The 22,434-nt window shown below is 63.3% G+C and carries 20 protein-coding genes; 12 read left to right on the top strand and 8 right to left on the bottom strand.

What is annotated here, in order from left to right; genetic code table 11:
* Positions 1 to 65: 65 nt before the first annotated feature.
* The 6 genes from M1E10_RS18995 to M1E10_RS18970 all read left to right on the top strand — a co-directional run bounded on the left by M1E10_RS18995 (position 66) and on the right by M1E10_RS18970 (position 6,916).
* The gene (locus M1E10_RS18995; RefSeq protein ID WP_499174350.1) at positions 66 to 1,112 is read left to right on the top strand and encodes a TRAP transporter substrate-binding protein; all 1,047 of its coding nucleotides are present in this window, start codon (positions 66 to 68) and stop codon (positions 1,110 to 1,112) included.
* Between the two features lie 76 nt (positions 1,113 to 1,188).
* A complete protein-coding gene (locus tag M1E10_RS18990; RefSeq protein ID WP_499174349.1) occupies positions 1,189 to 2,559 on the top strand; it encodes a glutamine synthetase family protein in 1,371 nt (456 codons plus the stop codon).
* A gap of 40 nt (positions 2,560 to 2,599) precedes the next feature.
* Entirely contained in the window at positions 2,600 to 3,985 is a 1,386-nt protein-coding gene (locus tag M1E10_RS18985) for an aldehyde dehydrogenase family protein (protein WP_499174348.1), read from the top strand.
* Entirely contained in the window at positions 3,982 to 5,127 is a 1,146-nt protein-coding gene (locus M1E10_RS18980) for an iron-containing alcohol dehydrogenase (RefSeq protein ID WP_499174347.1), read from the top strand. Before M1E10_RS18985 ends, M1E10_RS18980 begins: the two co-directional genes overlap by 4 nt.
* A gap of 204 nt (positions 5,128 to 5,331) precedes the next feature.
* The gene (locus M1E10_RS18975; protein WP_499174346.1) at positions 5,332 to 6,048 is read left to right on the top strand and encodes a ParA family partition ATPase; all 717 of its coding nucleotides are present in this window, start codon (positions 5,332 to 5,334) and stop codon (positions 6,046 to 6,048) included.
* Between the two features lie 91 nt (positions 6,049 to 6,139).
* On the top strand, positions 6,140 to 6,916 hold the full coding sequence (locus M1E10_RS18970; RefSeq protein ID WP_499174345.1) for a sulfotransferase family protein: 777 nt from the start codon (positions 6,140 to 6,142) through the stop codon (positions 6,914 to 6,916).
* Between the two features lie 29 nt (positions 6,917 to 6,945).
* Here M1E10_RS18970 and M1E10_RS18965 read toward each other — a convergent pair whose 3' ends face one another.
* Positions 6,946 to 8,265: a L,D-transpeptidase family protein gene (locus tag M1E10_RS18965; protein ID WP_499174344.1), complete on the bottom strand. Its 1,320-nt coding sequence runs from the start codon at positions 8,263 to 8,265 to the stop codon at positions 6,946 to 6,948.
* A 233-nt stretch (positions 8,266 to 8,498) separates the two neighbouring features.
* Between M1E10_RS18965 and M1E10_RS18960 the strand changes: the two genes are divergently transcribed.
* The 3 genes from M1E10_RS18960 to M1E10_RS18950 all read left to right on the top strand — a co-directional run bounded on the left by M1E10_RS18960 (position 8,499) and on the right by M1E10_RS18950 (position 10,153).
* The gene (locus M1E10_RS18960; RefSeq protein WP_499174343.1) at positions 8,499 to 9,338 is read left to right on the top strand and encodes an aldose epimerase family protein; all 840 of its coding nucleotides are present in this window, start codon (positions 8,499 to 8,501) and stop codon (positions 9,336 to 9,338) included.
* Between the two features lie 71 nt (positions 9,339 to 9,409).
* Positions 9,410 to 9,748 (top strand): protein tyrosine phosphatase family protein, encoded by a 339-nt coding sequence (locus M1E10_RS18955; RefSeq protein ID WP_499174342.1) that lies wholly within the window; start codon positions 9,410 to 9,412, stop codon positions 9,746 to 9,748.
* Positions 9,749 to 9,811: 63 nt separating this feature from the next.
* Positions 9,812 to 10,153 carry a RidA family protein gene (locus tag M1E10_RS18950; RefSeq protein WP_499174341.1) on the top strand — a complete coding sequence of 114 codons (342 nt, stop codon included), beginning with the start codon at positions 9,812 to 9,814 and terminating at the stop codon, positions 10,151 to 10,153.
* A 61-nt stretch (positions 10,154 to 10,214) separates the two neighbouring features.
* On the opposite strand, the gene M1E10_RS18945 is transcribed toward M1E10_RS18950, so the two are convergent.
* From M1E10_RS18945 to M1E10_RS18930, 4 genes are all read right to left on the bottom strand, one after another.
* On the bottom strand, positions 10,215 to 11,864 hold the full coding sequence (locus tag M1E10_RS18945; protein ID WP_499174340.1) for a thiamine pyrophosphate-binding protein: 1,650 nt from the start codon (positions 11,862 to 11,864) through the stop codon (positions 10,215 to 10,217).
* Entirely contained in the window at positions 11,861 to 13,066 is a 1,206-nt protein-coding gene (gene caiB / locus M1E10_RS18940) for a CaiB/BaiF CoA transferase family protein (protein ID WP_499174339.1), read from the bottom strand. Before caiB ends, M1E10_RS18945 begins: the two co-directional genes overlap by 4 nt.
* A gap of 11 nt (positions 13,067 to 13,077) precedes the next feature.
* A complete protein-coding gene (locus tag M1E10_RS18935) occupies positions 13,078 to 14,040 on the bottom strand; it encodes a DMT family transporter (RefSeq protein ID WP_499174338.1) in 963 nt (320 codons plus the stop codon).
* Positions 14,041 to 14,144: 104 nt separating this feature from the next.
* Positions 14,145 to 15,077, bottom strand: a complete 933-nt coding sequence (locus tag M1E10_RS18930) for an alpha/beta fold hydrolase domain-containing protein (RefSeq protein ID WP_499174337.1) — start codon at positions 15,075 to 15,077, stop codon at positions 14,145 to 14,147.
* Between the two features lie 90 nt (positions 15,078 to 15,167).
* Here M1E10_RS18930 and ettA point away from each other — a divergent pair, with 90 nt between their 5' ends.
* From ettA to metF, 3 genes are all read left to right on the top strand, one after another.
* Entirely contained in the window at positions 15,168 to 16,817 is a 1,650-nt protein-coding gene (ettA, locus tag M1E10_RS18925) for an ABC transporter ATP-binding protein (protein WP_499174336.1), read from the top strand.
* A 144-nt stretch (positions 16,818 to 16,961) separates the two neighbouring features.
* The gene (locus tag M1E10_RS18920) at positions 16,962 to 17,978 is read left to right on the top strand and encodes an ArsR/SmtB family transcription factor (protein WP_499174335.1); all 1,017 of its coding nucleotides are present in this window, start codon (positions 16,962 to 16,964) and stop codon (positions 17,976 to 17,978) included.
* On the top strand, positions 17,975 to 18,871 hold the full coding sequence (gene metF / locus M1E10_RS18915; RefSeq protein ID WP_499174334.1) for a methylenetetrahydrofolate reductase: 897 nt from the start codon (positions 17,975 to 17,977) through the stop codon (positions 18,869 to 18,871). The genes M1E10_RS18920 and metF overlap by 4 nt, the downstream gene beginning before the upstream one ends.
* A 424-nt stretch (positions 18,872 to 19,295) precedes the next feature.
* On the opposite strand, the gene M1E10_RS18910 is transcribed toward metF, so the two are convergent.
* From M1E10_RS18910 to M1E10_RS18900, 3 genes are all read right to left on the bottom strand, one after another.
* Positions 19,296 to 20,186 carry a DMT family transporter gene (locus M1E10_RS18910; protein WP_499177229.1) on the bottom strand — a complete coding sequence of 297 codons (891 nt, stop codon included), beginning with the start codon at positions 20,184 to 20,186 and terminating at the stop codon, positions 19,296 to 19,298.
* 116 nt (positions 20,187 to 20,302) lie between these two features.
* Positions 20,303 to 21,487, bottom strand: coding sequence for a lytic murein transglycosylase (locus M1E10_RS18905; protein ID WP_499174333.1), 1,185 nt, complete (start codon positions 21,485 to 21,487; stop codon positions 20,303 to 20,305).
* A gap of 109 nt (positions 21,488 to 21,596) precedes the next feature.
* Complete coding sequence (locus tag M1E10_RS18900) at positions 21,597 to 22,379, bottom strand: glycoside hydrolase family 25 protein (RefSeq protein ID WP_499174332.1); 783 nt, start codon at positions 22,377 to 22,379, stop codon at positions 21,597 to 21,599.
* Positions 22,380 to 22,434: the final 55 nt, after the last annotated feature.

Raw genomic sequence — 22,434 nt, 5'->3', positions numbered from 1 at the left:
CCATTCCTCGTGCCGGATGAGCCGGCGCGGCGTGACTGTGTCAATCAACAACAGAGGGAACAGACATGACGAACAGACGCGAATTTCTGAAGAAAGCCGGCATGACGGCTGCCGCCGCAGGACCCGCCATGCTGGCGGCCCCGCATGTGAGAGCGCAGGCGCCGATCCGCTGGCGGCTGCAGACCTATGCCGGGCCGGCGCTGGCCGAACACGTCATCAAGCCGGCGATCGACTCCTTCAACAAGATCGCCGACGGCCAGATGGAGATCGAACTCTATACGGCCGATCAGCTGGTGCCGACGGGCGAGCTTTTCCGTGCCATGCAGGCCGGAACCATCGATGCGGTGCAGTCCGACGACGATTCAATGAACTCGCCGGTCGATATCAAGGTCTTCGGTGGCTACTTCCCGTTCGCCTCCCGCTACAGCCTCGACGTGCCCACACTTTTCCACCAGTACGGGTTGAACGAGATCTGGCGGGAGGCCTATGACGAGGTCGGCGTGAAGTGGCTGTCTGCAGGCGCCTGGGACCCCTGCAACTTCGCGACCAACAAGCCGCTGAACAGCCTGGAGGACCTGAAGGGGCTGCGGATCTTCACCTTCCCGACCGCCGGCCAGTTCCTGTCGCGCTTCGGCGTCGTGCCGGTCACCCTGCCGTGGGAAGACGTGCAGGTCGCCATGCAGACCGGCGAAATCGACGGGATCGCCTGGTCAGGCATTACCGAGGACTACACCGTCGGCTGGGCGGACGTGACGCAGTACTTCCTCACCAACAACATCTCCGGCGCCTGGTGCGGCTCCTTCTTCGCCAATGCCGACCGCTGGGCCGAAGTGCCGGACAATCTGAAGGAACTGTTCATGCTGACGATGGACTCGTCGCATTACTACCGGCAGCACTGGTACTGGGGCGGCGAGGCGAAGCTGCGCGTCGAGGGCACGAAGCTGGAACTGACGACCATTCCCGAAGCGGAGTGGAAGACGGTCGAGGCGGAGGCGCTGAAGTTCTGGGACGAGACGGCCCAGATCAGCCCGCGCTGCGCCAAGGTGGTCGACATACTCAAGAAGTACCGCGACACGATGGAGAAGGCGGGGCCGCCCTACCGCTACACCTGATCGCACCATCCGACGGCAGATCCGGAGCCTCCGGATCTGCCACACCTCCAACATGCTCGCCTGACGGAACCCATTCATGTCCCCCACCTATACCTTCGATGCACTCAAGGCCGATGTCGAAGCCGGCCGGATCGATACCGTCCTTGCCTGCCTCGTCGACATGCAGGGCCGGCTGATGGGCAAGCGCTTCCAGGCCGAGTTCTTCGTCGAGAGCGCCTTCGAGGAGACGCACGGCTGCAACTATCTGCTGGCGACCGACATGGAGATGGAGACCATCTCCGGCTACAAGGCGACAAGCTGGGAGACGGGCTACGGCGATTATACGATGAAGCCGGACCTTTCGACGCTCCGCCGCGTGCCGTGGCTGGAGGGGACCGCACTCGTCCTCTGCGACGTGCTCGATCATCACACGCATGAGGAGGTGGCCCATTCCCCGCGTGCCATCCTCAAGAAGCAGGTCGCGCGGCTGGAAGCCATGGGCATGAAGGCCTTCATGGCGACCGAACTGGAATTCTTCCTGTTCGACCAGACCTACGAGCAGGCGCAGGCCTCCGGCTACCGCAACCTGAAGCTCGCCGGCACCTATAACGAGGACTACCACATCTTCCAGACCACCAAGGAGGAGGATGTGATGCGGGCGATCCGCAACGGGCTGCAGGGTGCGGGCATCCCGGTGGAGAATTCCAAGGGCGAGGCCTCGGCGGGGCAGGCGGAGATCAACGTCCGATACGCCGATGCGTTGACCATGGCCGACCGGCACGTCGTCATCAAGAACGCCTGCAAGGAGATCGCCTGGTCGAAGGGCAAGGCGATCACCTTCCTGGCCAAGTGGAACTACAGCGCTGCCGGCTCGTCCTCGCACATCCACCAGTCGCTCTGGAGTGCCGACGGCAAGGTGCCGCTCTTCTTCGACAAGGAGAGCGAATACGGCATGTCGGAGACGATGCGCCACTATGTGGCCGGACTGCTCGCCCACGCCGGCGAGATCACCTATTTCCTCGCGCCCTACATCAACTCCTACAAGCGCTTCATGGCCGGTACTTTTGCCCCGACCAAGGCGATCTGGTCGAAGGACAACCGCACCGCCGGCTACCGCCTCTGCGGCGAGCAGACGAAGGGCATCCGCATCGAATGCCGGGTCGGTGGCTCCGACCTCAATCCCTATCTCGCCATGGCGGCGCTGCTGGCGGCCGGCATCGACGGCATCGAGAAAAAGATGGAGCTGGAGCCCGCCTTCGTCGGCGACGCCTATGGCGGCAAGGACATCCGCGAGATCCCCAACACGTTGCGGGGCGCGACCGCACTGATGCACGGTTCGGCCATGCTGCGCACGGCCTTCGGGGACGATGTCATCGATCACTACACCCGCGCGGCGCAATGGGAGCAGGAGGAATACGATCGCCGCATCACCGACTGGGAAGTGGCGCGCGGTTTCGAAAGGGCCTAGTGCTCAAACCACAAGTTCATAAACGACAGGAAGTGCGATCATGACGATGATCCAATGTATTTCGCCGGTCGACGGCTCGGTCTATGCCGAGCGGCAGGCCATGAGCTTCGAGGAAGCCGCAGTTGCCGTCGATGGCGCGCGCAAGGCGCAGAAGGCCTGGGCGAAGCGGCCGCTGGAGGAGCGGGTGCAGCTCGTCATGAAGGGCGTCGCGCGGCTGAACGAGATGGCCGACGAGATTGTTCCGGAACTCGCCTGGATGATGGGCCGGCCGATCCGCTACGGTGGCGAGTTCAAGGGCTTCAACGAGCGCTCCAATTATGTGGCATCCATCGCAGCGGATGCACTGGCGCCGATGGTGGTGGAAGAGAGTGGCGCCTTCGAGCGCCGCATCGAGCGGGAGGCGCACGGCGTCGTCTTCGTCATCGCCCCGTGGAACTATCCCTACATGACGGCCATCAACACGATTGCGCCGGCGCTGATGGCAGGCAATACGGTCGTCATCAAGCACGCGTCGCAGACGCTGCTGGTCGGCGAGCGCCTGGTGCGCGCCTTCGTGGAGGCGGGCGTTCCCGACGACGTCTTCGTCAACCTGTTCCTCGATCATGATACGACCTCTGCGCTGATCGCTGCGGGCAAGTTCAACTTCATCAACTTCACCGGGTCCGTCGCGGGCGGCCGTTCGATCGAACGGGCGGCTGCCGGCACCTTCACCGGCCTCGGCCTCGAACTCGGCGGCAAGGATCCGGGCTATGTGATGGAGGACGCCGATCTCGACGCCGCCGTCGACACGCTGATGGACGGAGCCACCTACAATTCCGGCCAGTGCTGCTGCGGCATCGAGCGCATCTATGTGCACGAGTCTCTCTACGACAAGTTCGTCGAGAAGTCGGTCGCCTGGGTGTCGAACTACAAGCTCGGCAATCCGCTGGAGCAGGAGACGACGCTCGGACCCATGGCCAATAAGCGATTTGCCCAGGTCGTGCGCGAGCAGGTGGCGGACGCGGTGTCGAGCGGTGCCAGGGCGCTGGTCGATCCGAAGCTTTTCCCGGCCGACGACGGCGGCGCCTATCTCGCGCCGCAGGTCCTGGTGGATGTCGATCATTCGATGACCTTCATGACCGAGGAGACCTTCGGACCTGCCGTCGGGATCATGAAGGTGACGAGCGACGAGGAAGCCGTCGCGCTGATGAATGACAGCAAGTACGGACTGACGGCTTCGCTGTGGACGCAGGACGCAGAGCGGGCAGGGCGGCTTGGCCGCGAGATCGAGACGGGCACCGTCTTCATGAACCGCGCCGACTATCTCGACCCGGCGCTCTGCTGGACCGGTGTCAAGGAAACCGGCCGCGGTGGCTCGCTCTCCGTCCTCGGCTTCCACAACCTCACAAGACCCAAGTCCTACCATCTGAAGAAGGTGACCTCATGAACATCGTCGCGAACTGGAGCTATCCGACGGCCATCAAACTCGGCCGCGGGCGCATCAAGGAACTGGCGGAGGCCTGCAAGACGCTCGGCATCAAAAAGCCGCTGCTTGTCACCGACCGGGGACTGGCGACGATGGCGATCACCGCCCATGCGCTCGACGTGCTCGAGGAGGCAGGTCTCGGCCGGGCGATCTTCTCCGATGTCGATCCGAACCCGAACGAGAAGAACCTCGACGCCGGTGTCACGGCCTACAAGGCCGGCGGGCACGACGGCGTCGTCGCCTTCGGCGGCGGCTCCGGCCTCGATCTTGGCAAGGCGGTCGCCTTCATGGCCGGGCAGACCCGTCCGGTCTGGGACTTCGAGGACATCGGCGACTGGTGGACGCGGGCGAACGCCGACGCCATCGCACCCATCGTGGCCGTGCCGACCACCGCCGGCACAGGCTCGGAAGTCGGGCGCGCCTCGGTCATCACCAATTCCCAGACGCATGTGAAGAAGATCATCTTCCATCCGAAGTTCCTGCCGGGCGTCGTCATCTGCGATCCGGATCTGACGGTCGGCATGCCGAAGGTGATCACCGCCGGCACCGGCATGGATGCCTTCGCCCATTGCCTGGAAGCCTATTGCTCGCCTTTCTTCCATCCAATGAGCCAGGGCATCGCACTGGAGGGCATGCGGCTGGTGAAGGAGTTCCTGCCGCGCGCCCACAAGGACGGCACCGACATCGAGGCGCGCACCAACATGATGGCGGCTGCCGCCATGGGCGCCGTCGCCTTCCAGAAGGGGCTCGGCGCGATCCACGCACTGTCGCACCCGATCGGCGCCGTCTACAATACACACCACGGCATGACAAACGCCGTGGTCATGCCGCCCGTGCTGCGCTTCAACCGGTCGGTCATCGAGGACAAGCTCACCCGCGCCGCTGCCTACCTCGGCATTTCTGGCGGCTTCGACGGGTTCTATGACTATGTCCTCTCGCTGCGCTCCGACCTCGGCGTGCCGGACACGCTGACGGCGATGGGAATCACGCCGGATCGGGTGGACGAGCTTTCGGCCATGGCGATCGAGGATCCGAGCTGCGGCGGCAATCCGGTCCCGATGACGCTGGAAAATACCCGGCAGCTCTTCCTCGACTGCTTCTAGGCCATCGAAGAGGACTGGAATGACAAGCCCCGGAGCCGGAATCCGGGGCTTTTTTCGTCGTGCACTCACATCTCATCGGTCATATGACAGGCAGCTGAATTAACCGTGCGTTAACCATGATTAAGCAGGATGCGGGCAATGCACCATGCCGCTGCGGTGCCCCCTTCGAGCGATGCGGCTCATATTCCCTCCTGAGGATCGAGAATGCCCGTAATTTCCTTTGCCAATGCCAAGGGTGGTGCCGGAAAGACCACCGCAGCCCTTCTGCTCGCGACCGAGCTGGCCCACCGGGGCTTTCGGGTTGCCATCATCGACTGCGATCCGCAGCACTGGATCACGCAGTGGGCGGAGATCTCCGGCCCTGTCCGCAACCTCGAGGTCATCTCGGAAGCTTCGGTTGCATCGCTGCAGTGTCATCTGCGTGATCTGGCGTCACGCTTCGATTTCTTCGTCGTCGATCTCGCCGGCGCCAAGGATGCCCTGGTCACCACGGCCATCGGCCTTTCGGACCACGTCATGATCCCGGTGCAGGGATCGGCAATGGACGCCAAGGGCGCGGCCCAGATCCTCGACCTCCTGGCGCTGATGAAGGACAAGGCGAACCTCGATATCGCCCACTCGGTGGTGCTGACCCGCGTTTCCTCGATGGTCACCACCAAGGCGCTGCTGGCCATCAAGGGCCTGCTGGCTGCCCGCGGCGTCAACGTCCTCAATACGCCGATCGGCGAGCGCAATGCCTTCAAGGAGCTCTTCGAGGTGGGCGGCACCCTGCACACGCTGGATGTTGCGAAGGTCAGCAATGTCGACAAGGCAAAGGAGAATGCCGCGGCCTTTGCGCAGGAGGTCATCCGCCTGATGCCGGCGCATGTCATCCGCTCGCCACGCCTGCGCGTCTTCCCCTTCGGTCGCCACGCAGCCTGAGCCGACTGACGCATCAATTCTGCCGGGCTCGCCGCTCGGGACAACGCGCCGGCACCCGTTGGGCATCGAAGCAGGTAACGGAGACTGCGTGATGCCCACACCGCCTGTGCCGAAATTCAGAACCTATCTCATCTGCGGCACGCCGCGCAGCGGTAGCACTCTGCTGTGCAAGCTTCTTGAGCTTGCTGGTTGCGGACGGCCTCGGTCGTATTTCCGGCGGCAATCGATCAGGCGAATCGCGGACGAACTCGAAATCGAGCACGATGCCAACCTGGAGTCGGTCGAGTTCAGCCGGCTCTATCTCGATGGAAATCGTTCCCAGGGTGAAGCGGGAACAGGCTTGTTCAGCCTGCGCATCATGTATGAGAATCTTGAGGACATGTTGGCGTTGCTCGCCAAGCTCCATCCCGACATACCGTTACCGCAGCAGCTGATCGCGAGCGAGTTCGGCCAGCCATTGTACATCTATCTATCCCGGGAGGATAAGGTCGCGCAGGCGGTTTCTTTCTTCAAGGCTGAACAGACTGGCCTTTGGCACATTGCAGCCGACGGGAGCGAGATCGAACGCACCGGGGATTATCAGGACGCGGTATACGATGCCGATCGTATCTCCATCCTCGTCGATGAGATCTCACGGCATGATCGCGAGTGGCAGCAGTGGTTCCTGCTGCAAGGGATAGAGCCACTACGGCTCACGTATGAGCATCTAACGTCCCGCCCGCAGTCTGATCTGCAGATGGTTCTTGAGGCGCTTGGGCGGGATACCTTGCCTGCCGCAGCCATCGCCACTCCAACCGGCAAGCTGGGGGATAAGCAGAGCGCCGGTTGGATCGAGTGGTTCAAAGCCGAACGGGGCCTTGGCAGTTGAGAAAAAAAAGGCGCCCGAGGCGCCTTCTTTCATTCCACGAATTCGACGGTCACGCCGGGCTTGACCATCTTGGCCAGCTCGGTCGCATCCCAGTTCGTCAGGCGGATGCAGCCGTGGCTGTTGGTCTTGCCGATCTTCGACGGCTCCGGGGTGCCGTGGATGCCGTAGCTCGGCTTCGACAGGGCGATCCAGACGGTTCCAACCGGACCGTTGGGGCCTGGCGGGATCTCGAGGACCTTGTCGTTGTCGCCCTGCTTGAAATTGATCTTCGGGTTATAGGTATAGCCGGGATCAAGCGCGATGCGCTGCACCGTATGAGTGCCGACCGGCGAAGGGGTGTCGGTCGAACCGATGGTTGCCGGATATGCCGCGATCAGGCCGCCGTCTTCGCCATAGGCGAGGACCTGCTCCTTGCTCTTGTCCGCGACGATGCGGGCGACGGCTCCGGTCTTCGGTGCGCCGGGGTTGATCACCTTGATCGTGGTGCCGGGGATGGAGAAGTCAACGCCGGGATTGAGCGTCTTGAGGTAGTTCTCGTCCATGTGGAACTGCTCGGCGAGCTTCTCGCTCGTCGAGGTATAGGACATGGCCGGCAGCTGCGCCTTATGGGCGTAGTCGTCGGGAATGGAGGCCACATAGGGCCCGGCTGCATCCGCGGCGGTGATGGTATAATCAACGATCGGCAAGCCGCCCGAGTACGCCAGACGCTGCAGGATGTCTTCAGAATTGTTCGGATCCAGCGTCTCGCCCGTCATCTGCTGCCAGGCTGCGATTGCCTTGTTGACGTTCTCGCCGAGATGGCCGTCGATGACGCCGGGCGAAATTCCCTCGCGGTCGAGGAAAACCTGCAAGGCAGCGATCTCCGCTTCCGGCTTCTTGGTCACGGTGATGATCGGCTCTTCCGTCTGCAGTGGCTGGGCAGGCTGCTGCTCACGGTCAATCGAGGCATAGGCATCGTCGGGCTGCGGCGCTTCGGGGTAGGCCTGCTCCTCGAGCGGCATCCGAGTGATCGAGCCAGGGCTCACGATCGAACCGGTCACGGAGCCGGGTTCGCCGGGCCGGTATTCGCGATAATCGCGGTAGCCGGCCTCGTCACGGTATCCACCGGGAGCGGGCGGGTATTGATCCGCGCGACGCTGGCCATAACCGTTGCGGCTGACTTCCGTCGCCACAACCTCTCCATAGCGGTCGATCAGGACGCGCTGGCCGGCGCGATCATAGCCGATCCGCACTTCGCCTTCTTCGGGCACGAAGTCGAGGATGCTGCCATCGGGCGCGACAAGCATGGTGTCGGCAGCGTAGGGATCAAAGATCACCTGCGCCGACGTCGTCGAGATACCCTGGGTCATCAGAATTGCGAGACCGAGACTAGCGGTAAAAAGGCGTTTCACGTTGTCACCGACCTTGTTGTTGAACACGGATGAAATTGCCGAGACTGCCAAACGTTCCACCCGATGGATTGGCTGCCACAGACAAGCTAAATTTGACGCTAGTGTGAATTAGCTGAATTCATCGTGAACACGGCGTTAAAATCTCTATCACGTTCTGGTAACAGAGTCGTTGCAGGGAGTGAGGAGTTGAAATGAAAGCTTTTTCCGCAGCCGTCGGACCGCGCCTGATGCTGGATGAGACCTCGGTGCTCGATATCGGCTCCTGCTTCGTCGATGACGTCGACATTGCGCCGGGACGCGCTATTCCCGACGACGGCGATCCGCGGATCGATCATTCGCTGGAGGGCTTCCTGTTCACCTGTGGCCCGGATCACATCCGCCATCCGGAACAGATTCCCGGGCGCGAGGACGGGAAGCATTTCCCGCTGCACGGCTCCTTCTCGTCCCATCCGGCAAAGCTGGTGTTCTGGGACGCGCAGGGCGAGGATGTGGAATGCCATGCCGAGGTGCCGGTGAAGCTTGCCGATGGCGGCACGGCGCTCCTGGAGCGCCAGTGGCGGATCGATGGGCAAACGGGCGAGGTCTGCCTTGACGACAAGGTGACGAACACCGGGCCTCAACCCTTTTCACCCGTCCACATGTACCACATGAACATCGGCGCCTGGCTGTTCGACAACGAGGTGCGGTTGAACGGCGCGATGCTGGAGAACGGAGGCCTGCCCTGGAACTTCGGCGAGGAGCCCGGTGGCGTCTTCTGCGTGCCGGCAGCTTCGGAAGATGTCGCATGGGCGGAGGTGAGACTCGGTCCGATTGCCGCGATCGGCGGCAAGACGCTGAAGGTGAAGTTTCGCACCGATACGCTTCCGCATCTGCAGATCTGGCGCAACCAGCAGGCGCCGGCGCATGTGCTGGGCATCGAGCCGGTCTCGCACCGCTGGGTGGGACGCCGTGAGCTCGAGGAGGCGGGCGAGCTTTCCCTGCTGCAGCCGGGCGAGAGCATCGACTACGGCCTGCGCTTCTGCTTCGTCTGACGCGGGCGTCGATTGACGCTCCGTCGGTGGCAGCGTATTGGGGTTGCCACATTCCAGCCGGAGGAAAAGCGATGGACATCCGACAGATCAACGACGAGTACGCGGTAGCCGGACAGATTTCGGTCGAGGATCTCGACCAGGTCAAGGCAATGGGGTTCAAGTCGATCGTTTGTAATCGTCCGGACGAAGAAGACCCCGGCCAGCCGAGCTTTGCCGATATCGCCGCCAAGGCTCAAGAACTTGGCCTTGAGGTCAAGCACGTGCCGGTCGGTCGCATGGGCGTCGACTCCGATGCCGTCAACGGCATGGTGGACGCGCTGGACGAGCTGCCGCGCCCGATGCTTGCCTATTGCCGCTCCGGCGCGCGCTCCACGGCCATCTACGAGAAAAGCCAGCATCTGCGTGGCTGAGACTTTCACGGCCGGCACCCTGCTGGCCAATCATCCGCAGCCTAAACATCTCCAGGAGTATCCATGAGCATCAAGCGCATCGAAACCGGCGCCCGCATGAGCGGCGCCGTCGTCCACGGCAACACCGTCTATCTGGCTGGCCAAGTGGGTGAGGGCGAGACCGTGACCGAGCAGTGCGAATTTGCCCTGCGTGAAGTGGATCGCCTGCTGGCGGCCGTCGGCAGCGACAAGTCGAAGATCCTGCAGACGCTGATCTACCTGTCAGACATGTCCTATTTCGCCGAAATGAACGCCGCCTGGGAAGCCTGGATCGACCCGGCCAACACGCCGGCGCGTGCCACCAGCGAAGCCAAGCTTGCAGCACCGAAGTACAAGGTCGAGTTCACGGTCACTGCCGCCATCTGAGTGGTGAAGATCTGAACCCGAAAGCCGGCGCATCCCTCTGATGCGCCGGCTTTTTTTCATATCAGGCCTTCTCGCGGATCTGCGTCAGCGTACGGGTCGGTGTGATGGCCTCGGGATCGAGCTTGATCTCGATGATCGACGGCTTGCCGCTGGCGCGGGCGCGTTCGAAGGCGGGCGCAAAGTCTGCCGTCTTTTCCACCAGTTCACCATACCCGCCATAGGCCTTGGCGAAGGCGACGAAATCCGGGTTGACGAGATCGGTGGCGCTGACGCGGCCGGGATACTCCCGCTCCTGGTGCATGCGGATCGTGCCGTAGGTGCTGTTGTTGACCAGCACCGTGATGATCGGCAGGCCGTAGCGCACGGCGGTGATGAACTCCTGGCCATGCATCATGAAGCAGCCGTCACCGGCAAAGCAGATCACCTCACGCTCGGGAAACAGCTGCTTGGCGGCGACGGCCGCCGGCAGGCCATAGCCCATGGAGCCGGAGGTGGGAGCCGCCTGGGTGTTGTACTTGCGGAAGCGGTGGAAGCGATGCACCCAGGTGGCGTAATTGCCGGCGCCATTGGTGAAGATCGTGTCGGCCGCGGTATTGGCGTCCAGCCACTCCATGATCGGTCCCATCTGAACGGCGCCCGGACCGGTCTGCGGCGGGGTCGACCATTTCAGATAGGCGTCGTGCATCGCCGACTTGCGCTCGGCCCAGAGTGGCGCCGCCGGCGGCTCGATGTGCTTCAGCGCGGCGGCGAACTCGGCAGGTGCGGCGCAGATGGCGAGATCCGGGCGGTAGATGCGGCCGAGTTCCTCCGGATCCGGGTAGACATGGACCAGCTTCTGGGCCGGGTATGGGATGTCGATCAGCGTATAGCCGGAGGAGGGCATTTCCGACATGCGGGCGCCGACGAGGACGAGGAGGTCGGACTCCTTGATGGACTTGAACAGTGCCGGGTTGATGCCGATGCCGACATCGCCCGCATAGGACGGATGCAGGTGATCGAACAGCATCTGGCGGCGGAAGGAGCAGCCGACCGGGACCTTGAAGCGGCTGGCGAACGCCTGCATGTCGGAAACGGCCTCCTGGCTCCAGCGGGTGCCGCCGAGGATGAACATCGGCCGCTGCGCCTCTTTCAGCATCACTTCCAGCGCCTGCATCTGGCTCGGGCCGGGATGGGATTCGACGGGCATATAGGCCCGTGCCGCCGGTGCTTCGACCTCCTCGACCAGCATGTCCTCCGGCAGTGTCAGCACGACGGGGCCGGGGCGGCCGGAGGTCGCGACCGCGAAGGCGCGGGTGACGAACTCGGGAATGCGGCGGGCGTCGTCGATCTCACCCACCCATTTGGCGAATTCGGTGAAGGCGCGGCGGTATTCGACCTCCTGGAAGGCCTCGCGTTCCTTCATGTCGCGGCCGATCTGGCCGATGAAGAGGATCATCGGAATGGAATCCTGCTTGGCGATGTGCAGCCCGGCGGAGGCATTGGTGGCGCCCGGTCCGCGGGTGACCATGCAGATCCCGGGCTGGCCGGTCAGTCGTCCCCAGCTGTCGGCCATCATCGCCGCGCCGCCTTCCTGGCGGCAGACGAGGACCTCGATGCCGCTGTCGTAAAGCGCGTCGAGCACCGCCAGATAGCTTTCACCGGGCACGCAGGAGACGCGCTCTACCCCGTTCGCTTTCAGCGCCTCGACAATCAGCTGTCCTCCGGTCTTCATCGGTCTTTCCCCTTGGTGTCTTTGAGTTTCAGTTCTGACAGCACACTTTGCGTGTGCTCGCCGAGCTTCGGGCTCGGGCGGTGATAGGCAAGCGGCGTCTCAGAGAGCACGATCGGTGTGCGGACGCCTGGAATGACGGTGCCGTCGGCTGACGGGAGGTCGATGCGCAGCTGACGCGCCTTCACCTGGGGATCCTCGAACATCTCGGCGACCGAGTTGATCGGTCCGGCCGGGACGGCGTTGTCGCCACAGGCGGCAAGCAGGGCTGCCTTCGGCCAGGCTTGCGTCTGCGCGACCAGCAGCGGCCGCAGGGCAAGCCGGTTGGCGACGCGGGCCTGGTTGGTCGAAAAACGTTCGTCGTCGGCCAGGGCCTCGATGCCGAGGACGCGGCAGAAGCGGCGGAACTGGCCGTCATTGCCGACGGCGAGGATGATGTGGCCGTCCTCGACAGGAATGACCTCATAGGGGCTGATATTGGGATGGGCGTTGCCGAGGCGGGTTGGCGGGGTGCCGGAGACCAGGTAGTTCATGTTCTGGTTGGCGAGCACCGCCGACATCACGTCGAGCAGCGCCATGTCCACCAGTTGGCCTTCGCCGGTCTTCATGGCATGGATCAGCGCCGCCTGGATGGCCGCCACGGCATAGATGCCGGTGAAGATGTCGGCAATGGCGACGCCCGCCTTCATCGGCTGGCCGTCGGCCTCGCCGGTCACCGACATGAAGCCGGACATGCCCTGGACGATGTAGTCGTAGCCGGCCAGATTGGCATAGGGGCCGTCCTGGCCGAAGCCGGTGATCGAGCAATAGACCAGCTTCGGATTGTTCGCCTTCAGGCTCTCGTAGTCCAGTCCGTATTTCTTCAGGCCACCGAGCTTGAAGTTCTCGATCACCACGTCGGCGGTCGCCACCAGCTGGCGGACGATCTCCTGTCCTTCTGCCGTCTTCAGGTCGACGGCGACCGACCGCTTGCCGCGATTGGTGGCGTGGTAATAGGCGGCCGAAAGGTTCTCGCCGTCCTTGCCTTCGACGAAGGGCGGTCCCCAGGCACGCGTGTCGTCGCCGCCTTCCGGGTTCTCCACCTTGATCACGTCTGCCCCGAGATCGGCGAGCATCTGGCCTGCCCAGGGACCCGCCAGCACGCGGGCCAGTTCGATGACCCGGATGCCGGTCAGGGGCGGTTTTTTCGTCTGGCTCTCGTCCATGGTTTCCCTGTCTAGGGTGTGACGATCGGATCGGCCGAAGTCACGGGTTTGGAGGCGGCGCGGCGTTCGCGCCAGATGATGTAGAGGCCGGAGCCTATGACGATGGCAATGCCAAGCCATGTCATCGGCTCCGGGAAATCGCTGAAGACCAGCCACCCAAACCATGTCGCCGAGACGATCTCGAAATAGTGCAAGGGCGCAAGGACGGAGGCCGGGGCAGCCCTGTAGGCATAGACGGAGAGGATGCCGGAAAGCGATGCAAAGAAGCCGACGCCGACGATAAACAGCATCGTCGTGATGTCCGGGAGGGACGGCGCCAGAAAAGTGACGCCACTTCCGCTGCCGAAGACCAGCAGAGCCGCCGAAATCGGGATGCCCCAGAGCGCCATCTGGAACTGCATGGCCCAGGGGTTCTCGTGCCGCGCCAGCGCGCGCGTCATCAGCGCGAAGACCGCGACGCAAAAGGCAGTGGCGATGGGCAGCAGCGCCACGAAGCCGATATCGACAAAGCTCGGCTGGATGATGATCATGGCGCCGAGGAAGCCGACGCCGCAGGCGGTGTAGCGCCGCCAGCCGACGACTTCCTTCAGGAAGATGCTCGACAGCACCGTCAGGATCATCGGCTCGACGAAGAAGATGGCGACCGCGTCGGCCACTTCCATAACCGCGAGCGTGGCGACGAAGCAGATCATGCCGACCGTGACGAGCGCGGCTCGAATTGCGTGAAACGTGCTCATCCGCCAGGAGAAGCTGCGCCACAGGCCGTGCCAGATCACGATCGGCAGCATGAAGATTGCCTGGAAGACGAAGCGGCCGGCGGTGATCATGGTCGGTGACGTGGTGTCGGTGGCAAGCTTGGCGAAGGTGTCGATCAGGGGCGCCACGAGCATGGCGAGCAGCATCAGCAGGAGTCCGGTGACGATGCTGGCGGTTGGGGCATGGGTGGCGGCAAGGCCGCCGGCTGGGGAGTTCATCCTGATCCACTCTTCACAAGGCGCGGCAGGAACGATCAGCTCCGGCCACGGGGGCATCTATAGCCAAGCGCAGCCGCGGCCGCACTTGAAGAAATATCATCACTTCATTCCGTTTGGAGCCCGACGGCCTGGCGTGCCCAGGTGGCGAATTCCGCCGTTGCCTCGTTGCGGACCGTGTCGTTTAACGTCTCGTGACGGGTCTTCGGCCAGACCCTGCTCGTGACACGCTGCAATCCGTGGTTCTTCAGATGACGCGCGAGCCAGGTAATTTCACGACCGCCGTTGGTGGCCTGATCGTTCTCGCCGCCGACAAGGTAGATCGGCATGTCCTTGCGCAGCCTGTCGACGAGCGTCGGGCCACGGTAGGTCATCTCGAACAGGTCGAGCCACAGCGAGACGCTGGCGTCGAAGCCGCACAGGGGATCGGCGAGATAGGCGTCGACTTCCGCGGGATCATTGCTCAGCCAGTCCGCCTCGGTTCGCTTTTCCGGCATCGAGCGTCCCCAGGTCCGGAAGGTTGCCATCGGCAGGATGGTGCTCGGCACGTCGGAACCCTTCAGCGCCCGTTCCGCCAGAAGGACGGCCTGCGCGACGCGCCCGGCAGGTCCGGGGTGGAAGTTCGAATTCCAGATGGTCAGCGCCTGGAAGTCGTCGGGCCGATCGACGGCAGCGTTCAAGGCAATGAGGCCACCCATGGAGTGACCGAAGAGGATGACGGGCAGGCCGGGATGTGCCATGGCAGCCATGTCGCGCATGGCGCAGACGTCGTCGACTACCTTGCGCATGCCATTACGCTCGGCGAAGCGGCCGGGAACGGCATCCGGAGCGGTCGTCTTGCCGTGGCCGCGATGGTCGTGGGCGTAGACGTGGAACCCCGCTCCCGCCATCGTGTCCGCGAAAGCCCCGTAGCGCCCGGAATGCTCCGCCAGTCCGTGGCAGATCAGGAGAATGCCGACGGCGGAAGCCCCCCCCTCACGGTGGCGATAGGCAAGGCTGGCGCCGGTCGGACTTTCAAAACGTCTCGTTTCGCTGAACATTACCCCTCCGTTGGGCGCCTGCGCATTGCTCCGCGCGCCCGTTTCGCCTACATAGCGGCAACTTCCCATTTCTGCCCGGAGCAATTCACGATGGCACGCCAGTTCATCTATCACATGTCGGGACTGAACAAGTCCTACGGCGCCAAGAAGATCCTTGAGAACGTCAGCCTGTCCTTCTACCCGGACGCCAAGATCGGTATCCTCGGTCCAAACGGCGCCGGTAAGTCGACCGTGCTGCGCATCATCGCCGGCCAGGACAAGGAGTTCAACGGCGAAGCCTGGCTCGCCGAGGGCGCGACCGTTGGCTACCTGGAGCAGGAGCCGCATCTCGACGAGACGAAGAACGCCTTCGAGAACGTCATGGAAGGCGTGGCCGACAAGCAGGCCGTGCTCGACCGCTACAACGAACTGATGATGAACTATTCCGACGAGACGGCGGAAGAAGGCGCAAAGCTGCAGGACGTCATCGACAGCCAGAACCTCTGGGACCTGGAACAGCAGGTCGAGATGGCGATGGAAGCGCTGCGCTGCCCGCCCAAGGATGCCGACGTCTCGGTCCTCTCCGGTGGTGAGCGTCGCCGTATCGCGCTGTGCCGGCTGCTTCTGTCGCAGCCGGACCTGCTGCTGCTCGACGAACCGACCAACCACCTCGACGCCGAAACCATCGCCTGGCTCGAGAAGCACCTGCGCGCCTATCCCGGCGCCGTGATGATGATCACCCACGATCGCTACTTCCTCGACAACGTCACCGGCTGGATCCTCGAGCTCGACCGCGGGCGTGGCATTCCCTACGAAGGCAATTACTCGGCCTATCTCACCGCCAAGGCCAAGCGCATGCAGCAGGAAGCGCGTGAAGATGCCGGTCGCCAGAAGGCAATCTCGCGTGAGCAGGAATGGATCGCCTCCAGCCCGAAGGCACGCCAGGCCAAGTCAAAGGCCCGTATCCGGTCGTACGAGCAGCTGGTGGATGCCGCGGAAGGGATCCGGCCGGGCGATGCGCAGATCATCATCCCCGTATCCGAACGCCTCGGCCAGGTGGTCATCGAGCTTGACGGCATCACCAAGGGTTTTGAAGGCCGCACGCTGATCAATGACCTGTCGATCAAGCTGCCGCCAGGCGGCATCGTCGGCATCATCGGACCGAACGGTGCCGGCAAGTCGACGCTGTTCAAGATGATCACCGGGCAGGAAACGCCGGATGCGGGCTCCATCCGCATTGGCGATACGGTGCATCTCGGCTATGTCGACCAGAGCCGCGACGCGCTGGACGGTTCGAAGACTGTCTGGGAAGAAATTTCCGGCGGTGCCGAAATCATCAAGCTCGGCAAGTTCGACATGAACAGCAGAGCCTATTGCGGCGCCTTCAACTTCAAGGGCGGTGACCAGCAGCAGAAGGTCGGCAATCTCTCCGGCGGACAGCGCAACCGCGTGCATCTGGCCAAGATGCTGAAGGCCGGCGGCAATGTTCTCCTCCTCGACGAACCGACCAACGACTTGGATACGGAAACGCTCGGCGCGCTGGAGACGGCGCTCGAGAACTTTGCCGGCTGCGCCATCATCATCAGCCACGATCGCATGTTCCTCGACCGCCTTGCCACCCACATCCTCGCGTTCGAAGGTGACGGCCATGTGGAATGGTTCGAAGGCAACTTCGAAGACTACGAGCAGGACAAGATCCGCCGTCTCGGTGCCGATGCGCTGAACCCCGGCAGCCAGACCTACAAGCGCCTGACGCGCTAATCGTCAGACGGACCTGACAGTGTCGAAGGCTCCGGGCGACCGGGGCCTTCTGCTTTTACACCGACACGACGACAATCGGGTTGCACGACCGCTCCGCCTCATATAAAGATATCTTTATATCTTGATTGCGTAAGGCTGGTGCGAATGGGTTTGTCGCTCGATACATTGGTGGATGTGCTGAAGACCGCCGGCGAACCGACGCGGTTTCGCCTTCTGGCCCTGCTGGCCGACGGCGACCTTACTGTCAGCGACCTCACCGAAATTCTCGGCCAATCCCAGCCCCGTATCTCGCGTCACCTCAAGCTTCTGGCGGAGGAGGACCTGATTGAGCGGTATCAGGAGGGCGCCTGGGCCTACTTCCGCCTGAAGCAGGACGGGCGCGCAGCGGTGCTGGTGCAGACGCTGCTGGCCGCTGCCGCCACAGATGAGCCGGTCCTGGTGCGCGACGGCGAGCGGCTGGCAACGGTGAAGCGGGCGAGGGCGGAGAAGGCGCAGGCCTATTTCAGCCGCAACGCCTCCGAATGGGATGAACTGCGGCGCCTGCATGTCAGCGATGCTGCCGTCGAAAAGGCGCTGCTGCGGCTGATCGGCCGGACGCCGGTCGATTCGCTGCTGGATCTGGGAACCGGGACGGGCTGGATCCTGCAACTGCTATCCGACATCTACAGGCGGGCCGTCGGCGTCGATGCGAGCCGCGACATGCTGTCGGTTGCGCGCGCCAATCTGGACAATGCCGGCATTCTCAAGGCCTCCGTCCGGCACGGGGATATCCTCAATCTGCCGGTGGAGGGTCAGGATTTCGACCTCATCACGATCCACCAGGTGCTGCACTTCCTGGACCAGCCGGAACTGGCGATTGCCGAGGCGGCGCGGGTGCTGCGGCCCGGTGGGCGACTTCTGATTGTCGATCTGGCGCCCCATACCCTTGAATATCTTCGCGACGAGCATGCCCATGTTCGCCTCGGCTTCTCACACCAGATCATCAGCGACTGGCTTGAGAAGGTTGGCCTTGAGGTTGACGAGGTTGTCGATCTGGCGTCCGGGCAGAAGATCGCCCCGTCGCTGACGGCGACGCTGTGGCTTGCGCGCGACAAACGCTTGCTGATTGCCGAATCCAGTTCGGCCCACGACGTGACGGCTACTCAGGGAGAACACGCATGAGAACCGGTCAAATTTCACGGGACGCATTCAGCGTTTCTTTCGAGTTCTTTCCGCCGAAGGGCCCCGATATGGAAGAGCAGCTTTGGCAGACGGTTGCCGAACTGCGCAACTGGAACCCGGAGTTCGTCTCCGTCACCTATGGTGCCGGCGGTTCCACCAAGGCGCCGACGCTGGCAACGATCCGGCGGCTTGTCGAGGAGACGCCGCTCGTGACGGCCGGACACCTTACCTGCGTCGATGCCTCGCGCGAGGAAGTGCATGCCGTGGTGGCCGAGTACAAGGCGACCGGCGTTCGTCACATCGTCGCGCTTCGTGGTGATTCGGCCAGCGGCGTCGGCGCCGCCTATGTGCCGCATCCGGATGGCTACACCGATACGGCCGAACTGGTGGCAGGCCTGCGTGCCCTCGGCGACTTCGACATCTCTGTCTCCGCCTATCCGGAGAAGCATCCGGAAAGCCCGGACATGGCGGCCGACATCGAGACCTTGAAGCGCAAGGCCGATGCCGGCGCGGCGCGGGCTCTTACCCAGTTCTTCTTCGAGAACGACGTCTTCGAACGCTATCTGGAAAAGGTGCGGGCGGCGGGCATCAGCATTCCCATCGTGCCGGGGATCATGCCGATCCAGAACCTGACGCAGCTGAAGCGCTTCGCCGGACGCTGCGGCGCATCGGTGCCGAGCTTTCTGGACGACCGGTTCGCGGGTTTCGACGACAAGCCGGATGAGCGGGCAAAGGTGGCCGCGGATGTGGCTGCCGAGCAGATGGAAGATCTGCAGCGGCGCGGCATCGATGATTTCCACATCTACACGATGAACAGGTCCGGCCTCGTCAACGCCGTGCTGGAGCGACTTGGCCGCCCGAAGCGGCAGGCACAGACGGGCGCCGCTGCCTGATTGCACGAAAGAAGAAACGCAGCCCGATGGAGCTGCGTTTCCTGCTTTCAAAGCTTTATATGATTGTCACGGATGCCAGATATGACCGGTAGTTGTGAAAACTGTGGCGCTCAAATGAAGAGCATAGAAGCCACGAACACAAATGCTACACCAACTGCCAGGACATTCAGAGAGTAAGCGCGTCCCATGTCTGCCTCCTTGTGCTGACTGAGGGAGTGTATGTCTCTTTTCACCCGTTTGAAAAGTAAATTATATGCTGCAGTGCGTGCTTCGGTTGCGTTAGAATCGCTGAATATGAGGCTCAACTCTTTGTTTTGAAACGATTAACATATTAAAATATATGGTGGATAGATCGTAAATTTTCGCTCTCCTGCTGTTAGGGGGCGATACATTGCGTGAGCATCGAGGCGCGCAGGACGCGCTTCTACCGCGCTGCAGCAGGACTCAGGCGACGGAAAATCCGGCCGTCAAGGACCAGCAGACCAAGCGCGATGAGCGCCATCCCAGCCATGTCCGTCCACGTCAGCCGCTCGCCCAGGAACACGACGCCGAGGACGATGGCGCTGGGCGGCACGAGCAGGGTGACCAACGAGGCATTGGTGGCGCCCGCCAGTGTCAGGATGCGGAAGTACAGCAGATAGCCGAAGGCAGTCGACAGGAGCGCAAGCCCAAGGATCGCGAGGATCGCGGTCGTGCTCGGCATGGGGAGCGACCAGGACTGGTCCATGACGAGGGCGACCGGCAGCATCATTAGGGACGACGCCGTCAACTGGCCGGTGGCCGTCACCGGGGCAGGCACCCCACGGAAGCGCTTGCCGAAGGTGCCGGCAAATCCATAGGAAATCGCGGCTGCGACCGGCAGGACGAGGGCCCAGACCGGTGCATGGGCTGCCGAGGAGAGGGCTGGTCCGATGAGGACGGCGGTGCCGGCCAAGCCGATGGCGCAGCCGGCGAGCTTGGCGCCCGTCAGCCTCTCGTCCGTCGTCAAGCGGTTGGCGATGATCACCGTCCAGATCGGCGTCGTCGCGTTGAGGATCGAGGCGAGGCCGGCACCGATCTCCGTCTGGCCGAAGAAGATCAGCGTGTGCGGCAGGGCATTGTTGAGGAGGCCCATGATCGCGAACGCCCGCCAGTGGAGGCGAAGCGTCCTGTAGAGATCGCGGCGCCCATGCAGGTAGATGTGCAGTGCCAAGGCGGCAAGCGACAGCCGCAGGAAAACAAGAGTGAAGGGTGGCACTTCCAGGACGGCCACGCGGGCGAAGAAGAACGAGCCGCCCCAGATCAGGCCGAGCAGCAGCAAAAGGCCCCAGGCCATTGCCGAAAGCCGTTGCGGTGAGTCAGGTGCCACGCGATTCTCCCTCGTGCGAAGTCGAAGGAATAGGGGGGCGCAGCGCCGTGCGCCACCCAAATCTTGCCGGGCAAACCTGGTGCTCAGAGCGCCTGTAGCAGTTCCTGCGTCGGCCAGCCGTCTGCCGGCAGTCCGAGGCGTATCTGTTCCTTCTGGACGGCGCGGCGGGTGCCGGATCCGAGAATGCCATCCACCTTGCCGACATCGTGGCCAGCGCCCTGCAGCTTCGTCTGCAGCGCCCTCATGCCGGCATCGTCGAGACCCGTATCGGGGTTGCCCTTCTGGTAGATCGGAGCGCCCATCAGGCGGGTGGCGAAATAGGCCGCCGAGGTGGTGTAGATGAACGACTGGTTCCATTCGAGATAGATGTTGAAGTTCGGATAGGTGAGGAAGGCCGGGCCGTTGCGGCCCTGCGGCAACACGAGCGCCGCCGGCAGTGCGCCGGAGGCGGTGTCGCCGTCGCGCGGTGTCACGCCCATGGCAAACCACTCGCTGGCCGGCACTTCGTTGCCGAGGCCGCTCTTTTCCCAGGGCAGATCGGCGGGAAGCGTCACTTCCTGGATCCAGGGCTCGCCGGGGCGGAAGCCGAGGCTCTGGATGAACTTGGCGGCCGTCAGGATGGCGTCGGGCGAACTTTCCTTGACGTTGACGTGGCCATCACCGTCGCCGTCGATGCCATAGGCGATGATGTCTTCGGGAAGCATCTGGACCTGGCCGATCTCGCCGGCCCAGGCGCCGGTGCTGGTGGCGGGGTCGAGGTCGCCGTGCTGCACCATCTCGATCAGTGCCAGCAATTGCGGCCGGAACAGCTCCGGGCGGCGGCAGTCATGCGCCAGCGTCACGAGGGCATTGCGGGTGTTGAAATCCCCCTGGACGGCGCCGAAATCGGTCTCCATGGCCCAGAAGGCGGCAATCACGCCAGGCGGTACGCCGAACTCCTGCTCGGCGCGCGCAAAGACGTCCGCATATTGCTTGAGCTTTTGGCGCCCGATGTCGAGGCGGGCCTGGCTCACGGTCCGCTGCGAGAATTCGAGGAAGGTCTGCTTGAAGACGCCCTGGGCGCGATCGCGCGACAGGACCTTTTGGTCGATGCTTGCACCCGCCAACGCGCGGTCGGCAGCCTCGGCTGGAACGCCCTTGGCGACGGCTTCCGCCTTCACGCCTTCCAGAAAGGCGCCAAGGTCGCCGCCGCAGCTTTGCGCCAGCGCCGAGGAGGCAAAAGCGGTCGACAACAGGGCGGAGAGGATCAGGTTGCGGGCTATCGGCATCGGGCGCTCCATCAAACGGCAAGAGGAAACAGGTCTGCCGGGTCTGGGCAATCAATGTGACGGAAGCGCGGCGGGGTGTGCCGGATCAGGTGCCACCTGCGGACCGCCGTCAGCTGCCGACGGAGGCCAGCCAGGTTCGCCAGTTCTTCTCTGTGCCGGCAAAGACGTTGATGTCGGTATCACCGGGAACACCCGGCACGACGCCGGTTGCCGTATACTGCCAGAACGCCCAGCGCCGCGAGGCATAGATGCCTTCCGGATGCGCGGCCGTCGAGCGGATCCAGAAATGGTAGTCGTCGAAGTGGCCGACGAGGTTGTCGCGGTGGAAGTCGACCGTGGTGTAGATGATCGGTCGCTTGCCGTAATGGGCTTCGATGCGATCCATGAACCGCTGCATGGCGGCGCGCACCGTGGTTGAGTCCGGACGCAGCTTGCAGGTCGGGGAGGCGTGGTTCCATTCCACGTCGAGGACAGGCGGCAGACGGACCGAAGCTTTCGGAACGTTGCGGATGAACCAGTCGGCCTGGTCGTCGGCGGTAGAGCAGAAATAGTAGAAGTGGTAGGGCGCGTGCGGAACGCCGGCCGCGGCGGCTTGGCGCCAGTTGCGCTCGAAGCCGCTGTCGATGCGGTCCTTGCCTTCGGTCGCCTTGATGAAAGCGAAAGAGACGCCGGATCCCTTCGCCTTCCGCCAGTCGATCTCACCGTTCCACTTAGAGACGTCGATGCCGTGAATGTCGTGCCTGTGAGGATGCTTGGCGCCGAAATCGACCGGATCATTGTCCTGGAATTTCGGCCGGACAATCGATGCAGTGCTCAGGCTGTCGTAGTCGGTGACGCTGCATCCGGTGAGCAGGAGCGCCACGGTCGTGAGCGCGATCAGAAGCCGTGTCATCGATATCCTGTATGCTGCGACGTCAGGAGAGGCATACGCCGATCCTGAAGCCTTC

This window comes from Rhizobium sp. PK7-22 (genome assembly GCF_056530405.1).
This window is presented reverse-complemented; position numbering and strand designations above follow the sequence as displayed.